Source organism: uncultured Bacteroides sp. (genome assembly GCF_958445495.1).
GTDB lineage: Bacteria > Bacteroidota > Bacteroidia > Bacteroidales > Bacteroidaceae > Bacteroides.
Genome location: NZ_CAUCSQ010000093.1, coordinates 1 through 6,335, shown reverse-complemented (window position 1 = coordinate 6,335; position 6,335 = coordinate 1). Strand labels below are relative to the sequence as shown.

General features: G+C 46.7%; 5 protein-coding genes and 1 pseudogene. 1 reads left to right on the top strand and 5 read right to left on the bottom strand.

The window, feature by feature from the left end:
* Nucleotides 1-29: 29 nt before the first annotated feature.
* The 5 genes from rplM to purB form a co-directional block, all read right to left on the bottom strand.
* Nucleotides 30-491: a 50S ribosomal protein L13 gene (gene rplM, locus Q5076_RS17685; RefSeq protein ID WP_303015108.1), complete on the bottom strand. Its 462-nt coding sequence runs from the start codon at nt 489-491 to the stop codon at nt 30-32.
* Nucleotides 492-925: 434 nt separating this feature from the next.
* Nucleotides 926-1,417, bottom strand: coding sequence for a DUF4488 domain-containing protein (locus tag Q5076_RS17680; RefSeq protein ID WP_303015106.1), 492 nt, complete (start codon nt 1,415-1,417; stop codon nt 926-928).
* A gap of 139 nt (nt 1,418-1,556) precedes the next feature.
* The gene (gene asnS, locus Q5076_RS17675; RefSeq protein WP_303015105.1) at nt 1,557-2,960 is read right to left on the bottom strand and encodes an asparagine--tRNA ligase; all 1,404 of its coding nucleotides are present in this window, start codon (nt 2,958-2,960) and stop codon (nt 1,557-1,559) included.
* Nucleotides 2,961-3,063: 103 nt separating this feature from the next.
* The gene (locus Q5076_RS17670) at nt 3,064-4,413 is read right to left on the bottom strand and encodes a pseudouridine synthase (protein ID WP_303015104.1); all 1,350 of its coding nucleotides are present in this window, start codon (nt 4,411-4,413) and stop codon (nt 3,064-3,066) included.
* 82 nt (nt 4,414-4,495) lie between these two features.
* Nucleotides 4,496-5,842 (bottom strand): adenylosuccinate lyase, encoded by a 1,347-nt coding sequence (purB, locus tag Q5076_RS17665; protein ID WP_303015103.1) that lies wholly within the window; start codon nt 5,840-5,842, stop codon nt 4,496-4,498.
* Between the two features lie 248 nt (nt 5,843-6,090).
* On the opposite strand from purB, the pseudogene Q5076_RS17660 reads away from it, so the two are divergent.
* Nucleotides 6,091-6,335: pseudogene (locus Q5076_RS17660) on the top strand (transposase); the annotation flags it as partial.

The window sequence follows — 6,335 nt, the reverse complement described above, 5'->3', positions numbered from 1 at the left end:
CCTAATGCATTTACTACTTCCATTATATCTTATTTATATGAATTAATATCAATCAATTTCGGGTTCTGGGCTTCATGTTTGTGTTCGCTGCCAGCGTAAACATACAGATTTTTCAGCAATTTAGCTCCCAGGATATTCTTGGGAAGCATGCCCTTCACCACTTTCTTCAACAATCTCTCTTCACCGTTCGGTTTAGCAATCAAACGGGCGGGAGTCATTTCCCTCTGGCCTCCGGGATAACCCGTATATGACAAATACACTCTGTCATTCCACTTGTTTCCGGTCAGTTTTACCTTGTCTGCATTGATGATGATAACGTTATCACCGCAGTCTACGTGAGGAGTAAAGTTTGGTTTGTACTTTCCTCTCAGCAATTTTGCAACTTTTGCTCCCAGACGGCCTAATGTTTGGTCTGTAGCGTCAACGATAACCCATTCTTTGGTTACAGTCGCTTTGTTTGCAGAAATGGTCTTGTAACTTAAAGTATCCACTCTAATTTTGTTTTTTAAATGTTACTACTAAAAATTTCTTCACCACTCATTAGTCTTCCCCGGACAAAGGAATACTAACTTGCTATGAATTAATCTCTTATCATTTTGTGATAATAATCGGCTTGCAAAAGTACGGCTTTTCTTTGAATTGGCAAACAAATTCTTCCTTTTTTTGGATTTATCCGGTTGAATAACAAGGAGAATAAAGAATTGCCGGAAGACAAAAAGCCCGTTTTCCGGAAGCCGTTCAAAGCAAGCCGCGGTTCGAGCTGCCGCATGATAACAATCCCCTATCCGAAAACATTCATACTTGCCCGTTCCGCCTCCGCCAGACAAAATTTGCCAGTTCCGCCTCCAGCAGACAAAAATTGCATGCCTTCCTCCCTTACAAAAGGAAAACATGCAATTCCATCTTTTCAATACGGCAGGAGCGTTTATCTCACGATATCCTCCGGAAACTTATCCGGCATCCCTACCCGTTTCCACGTCTCGTAATACCAAGTGTTCAACTCGTTCCCGTTCAAATCTTTTTTGATGAAAAATTTCAAATGCAGGTAATCACGGTCCTTGATTTCAAACTCCAGGACATTATCTTGATTGTCCAACATCGGAAGATGGATATTCTTCTCGATACTCTCTTTGTAAGAATCGTTTGTCAGTTGCTTCCATGTCCCATATCCCGTAATGATGGCGTCCGAACCGGGAATGATGGTGAAATTCACAATCCGGCCGTCGTCGCTCAGGACCTTAAACGTATTACTGGGCTTCAACGCCCCCGGAACATCGGGAGACTCGGACACATAATGGCAGAGCTGCCAAATACCTTTCAAATCGGCCGCCTTGAAATCCGTTTTCTTCTGGGCCGTCGCACCTGTTACCGCCAACAACATCATTGAAAGCACGGTAAAGAAATAGAGCTTTTTCATTGTCGTATTATTTTTAGTTAACACTCTCGAATGCGTATGTCCAAATATAAAGATTTATTTTGAAAAAAGAACCATTAAATGTACAAAAAAACTCGCACAACCGGAAGATTATGCGAGTTTTGACAAATATGCCGGAATATCAGAATTCCGCATTTCTCGGAGTACGCGGGAAAGGAATCACGTCACGGATATTCGACATGCCCGTCACGAAAAGCAACAGGCGCTCAAAACCGAGCCCGAAACCGGAATGAGGACAAGTACCGAACTTGCGCGTATCCAGATACCACCACATATCCTTCATCGGTATATGCAGTTCCTCAATACGGGACATCAGCTTGTCATAGTCCGCCTCACGTTCGGAACCGCCGATGATTTCGCCAATCTTCGGGAAAAGCACATCCATCGCGCGCACCGTCTTGCCGTCCTCGTTCTGCTTCATATAGAAAGCCTTGATTTCTTTCGGATAGTCAGTCAGAATCACCGGACGCTTGAAATGTTCTTCCACCAGATAACGCTCGTGTTCGGAAGCCAAGTCTACCCCCCAATAAACAGGGAACTCGAATTTACGGCCTTTCGCCGCGGCATCTTCCAGAATCTTAATGCCGTCCGTATAAGGCAGACGGACAAAATCATCCTTCAAAACACCTTGCAGACGCTCAACCAACCCCTTATCGAACATATCGTTCAGGAATTTGACATCATCCGCACAGTTATCCAACGCCCACTTCACACAATACTTGATAAACTCTTCCGCCAAATCCATATTGTCTGTAATGTCGTTGAAAGCCACCTCCGGTTCAATCATCCAGAACTCTGCCAAATGGCGGGGAGTATTGGAATTCTCGGCACGGAACGTAGGCCCGAATGTATAAATAGCCCCCAGCGCCGTAGCAGCCAGCTCGCCTTCCAACTGGCCGGACACGGTCAGGCTCGCCTGCTTGCCGAAGAAATCGTTATCATAAGAGATAGAACCGTTTTCATCTTTCTTCAAATCATACAGATTCAGGGTAGTCACCTGGAACATCTGTCCGGCGCCTTCGCAATCGGACCCCGTAATGATTGGCGTATGGAAATAGAAAAATCCCCTTTCATGGAAAAACTTATGGATAGCAATCGCCATGTTGTGACGAATGCGGAATACCGCTCCAAAAGTATTGGTACGCGGGCGCAGATGCGCTATCTCACGCAAGAACTCCATCGAGTGACCTTTCTTCTGCAAAGGATACGTGTTGTCGCAAGTACCCAGCACTTCGATTTCACGAGCCTGTATCTCCACCTTCTGGCCGGAACCTACGGATTCCACCATCTCCCCGTTCACGCTAATGCATGCGCCGGTGGTAATCAGTTTCAACATCTCTTCATCGAAATTAGCCAAATCCACTACGATTTGCACATTATTTATTGTAGAACCGTCATTCAGTGCGATAAAGTTTACCTGTTTGCTGCCTCTGCGGGTGCGAACCCATCCTTTCACATTGACCATAGCGCCGATATCCGTACGCTTCAACAAATCAACAATTTTTGTTCTGCGAATCTTTTCCATTTAACTTATTCTTTTTAGATACAAGAAGACGAGGTTTCAAATGCAGGAGTATTTCCCGCCTTCTTTCCCCGTCCTCCGTCAAGTTGTTATTTAACCGACTTCTTTACTCAAACGACCCCATACGGAGGTAGTTTACCTCTGCCTCCGTCAGATAGCGCCAGTCTCCGCGACGAAGCCCTTTCTTAGTCAATCCGGCAAAGAATACACGGTCTAGTTTTACCACTTTATAGCCAAGCGATTCGAAAATACGGCGGACGATACGATTCTTGCCGGAGTGAATCTCGATACCCACCTGGTCTTTCTTGAAATCATCCGTATAGCTGATGGCGTCTGCGTGAATCTCGCCGTCCTCCAACTGGATTCCGGCTGCAATCTGCTCCATATCCGCCTTTGTCAGGTTCTTGTCCAGATGAACATGATAGATTTTCTTCTTCAGGAATTTCGGGTGCGTCAGCTTGGAAGCCAGGTCACCGTCATTAGTCAACAGCAATACGCCGGTCGTATTACGGTCAAGGCGCCCTACGGGATAAATGCGTTCATTGCAGGCGCCTTTCACCAAATCCATCACCGTGCGGCGTTCCTGCGGGTCGTCCGACGTAGTCACCGTATCTTTCGGTTTGTTCAACAATACATACACCTTACGTTCAATGCTGACCGGTTCGTCGTGGAACTTCACCAAGTCCGAACGTTTGATTTTCGTACCCAGCTCCGTCACGATTTCCCCGTTTACGGAAACCACTCCGGCAGTGATGAACTCGTCAGCCTCGCGGCGCGAGCAAACACCGGCATTCGCCAGGAACTTGTTCAGGCGAATCGGTTCATTCGGGTCTACGAACTGTTCCTTGTACTCAATCTGTTTCTTCATGCTATATTTAGCATTCGGATCATAATCGGCGGTACGCGGACGAGGACGATATCCTCCTTGCCGGTCATTGTTAAATCTCGGACGGTAGCCGCCTCCGTTGTTATTGTTGCGGTAGCCGCCTTCTCCATTATTAAAACGCGGACGGTACGGACGGTCACCTCCTTCACGGTTGTAGGAAGGACGTTGGGGACGTTCGCCGCCGTCACGGTTGTAGGAAGGACGCTGGGGACGCTCGCCATACGGACGGTCGTTGCCTTCGCGGTTGTAAGAACGTTGGGGACGTTCGCCGCCGTCATTGCTATTGAAGCGGGGACGGTACGGGCGGTCGCCGCCTTCACGGTTGTAGGAAGGACGTTGGGGACGCTCGCCATACGGACGGTCGCCGTAAGAACGCTGCGGGCGTTCTCCTCCTTCGGCATTCGGATTAAATCTCGGGCGATACGGGCGCTCGCCGCCTTCACGATTATAAGAAGGACGATACGGACGTTCCCCTCCCTCTCTGTTGTACGACCTGTTACCATCACGGCCGGCACCTGCATTCTCTTCATTGAAAGAATTTTCTCGCCATTCTTCGTTTTCTGTGCTCATTTTTTTATTCGAATAAAATTAAACTTTGGCCTCACGGCCTGATTAAAAAACACGTTTATTAGTTACATATATAAGTAAACAATTAAATTCCCGTATAAGTATGCGGAGTAATTGCTCTTAACTCTTTTTTAATATCTTCGCTGACCTCCAGCCCTTCGATGAACTCTTTGATGGAACTTTCCGTAATGGCCTGGTTGGTCCGGGTCAGAGCTTTCAAAGCCTCATACGGATGCGGATAAGCCTCACGGCGTAAGATTGTCTGAATCGCTTCGGCCACCACGCTCCAACAATTGTCCAGGTCGCGATAGATAGCCGGCTCATTGAGCAACAGCTTGCGAAGCCCTTTCAAAGAACTCTGGACCGCAATCACGATATGCCCGAAAGGCACGCCGACATTGCGCAAGACGGTGGAGTCGGTCAAATCCCGCTGCAGACGGGAAACGGGCAACTTCACAGCCAGATGTTCCAATATAGAAGTCGCAATGCCCAGATTGCCTTCCGCATTTTCAAAATCAATCGGGTTCACTTTATGCGGCATGGCGCTCGAACCGACCTCCCCGGCCTTAATCTTCTGTTTGAAATACTCCATAGAGATATACTGCCAGAAGTCCCGGTTCATATCCACCATCACGGTATTAATGCGTTTCATCGCGTCGAAAACAGCGGAAAGGTTATCATAGTTGGATATCTGGGTGGTATATTCCTCACGTTCCAATCCCAGTTTCTCCGAGACGAAACGATTGCCGAACTGCTTCCAGTCATATTGGGGATACGCCACATGGTGAGCATTGTAGTTTCCGGTAGCGCCGCCGAACTTCGCAGTAATCGGGCATGCTTTCAGCATAGCCAGTTGGCGTTCCAAGCGATAGACGAACACCATCACTTCTTTCCCCAGGCGGGTAGGAGAAGCCGGTTGCCCGTGAGTCTTGGCAAGCATCGGGATATCCGCCCATTCCGCCGCATAAGTTTTCAACTGTTCAATCAGCTCTTCAATCAACGGATAATAAACCTTGTCCAACGCTTCCTTAACGGAAAGGGGAACGGATGTATTGTTGATATCCTGCGAAGTCAGCCCGAAATGAATGAATTCCTTATAATCATCCATTCCTCCCATCTTGTCAAACTCTTCTTTCAGGAAGTATTCTACGGCTTTTACATCATGGTTGGTTACACTTTCGATATCTTTAATGCGTTGTGCGTCCGCTTCGGAAAAGTTACGGTAAATATTCCGCAAAGTCTCAAATACGCTGCTGTCAATTCCTTTCAACTGCGGCAAAGGGAGTTCACACAATGTGATGAAATATTCCACCTCTACTTGTACACGGTATTTAATCAGTGCAAATTCAGAGAAGTAAGCTGCCAAAGCTTTCGTTTTGCCTCTATATCGGCCGTCAATCGGAGATATGGCCGTTAATACATCAAGTTCCATACGTTTTTTAGATAATTATCAGATTGCAAAATTAACTCTTTTTCCTGAGTTATACGGTAAAAGGACAAAGAAAGTTTGTATAAAAGAGGTAAGAAATAAAAAAAGGATGTTCCCAATCGGATTCTTTACGAAGATTGACTATCCCTTTCTCTTCCATTATTCCCATCAAGACAGGTTAATCATCCAGTAATTATAAAAATGCCGCATTCGTTTCTCCCGTATCTTACTCCCGGCAACCGCACTGTCCGGCACTTTTCTTAGGATTGCTCTATCACCAGTGCAAGCACAAGGACACCGCTCTGACAAGACTTGCTAGATGGTATGACGAAGTTGAAAAGTCCGGCTTTCTTGCGTTCGGAAAGGTGGCACGTTCCATACAGACACATTATCTGGAAATCGTCAACTTTTTCGACAGGCGTTCCACCAATGCAGCTTTCCAATCGTTCAATGCCAAAATCAAGGACTTCAGAACACAGTTCAGAGGAGTAAAGGA

What these genes read in the sequence shown, in the direction of transcription:
- purB (WP_303015103.1), bottom strand. Translation starts at nt 5,842, where the DNA reads ATGGAACTTGATGTATTAACGGCCATATCTCCGATTGACGGCCGATAT.
- Q5076_RS17670 (WP_303015104.1), bottom strand. Translation starts at nt 4,413, where the DNA reads ATGAGCACAGAAAACGAAGAATGGCGAGAAAATTCTTTCAATGAAGAG.
- asnS (WP_303015105.1), bottom strand. Translation starts at nt 2,960, where the DNA reads ATGGAAAAGATTCGCAGAACAAAAATTGTTGATTTGTTGAAGCGTACG.
- Q5076_RS17680 (WP_303015106.1), bottom strand. Translation starts at nt 1,417, where the DNA reads ATGAAAAAGCTCTATTTCTTTACCGTGCTTTCAATGATGTTGTTGGCG.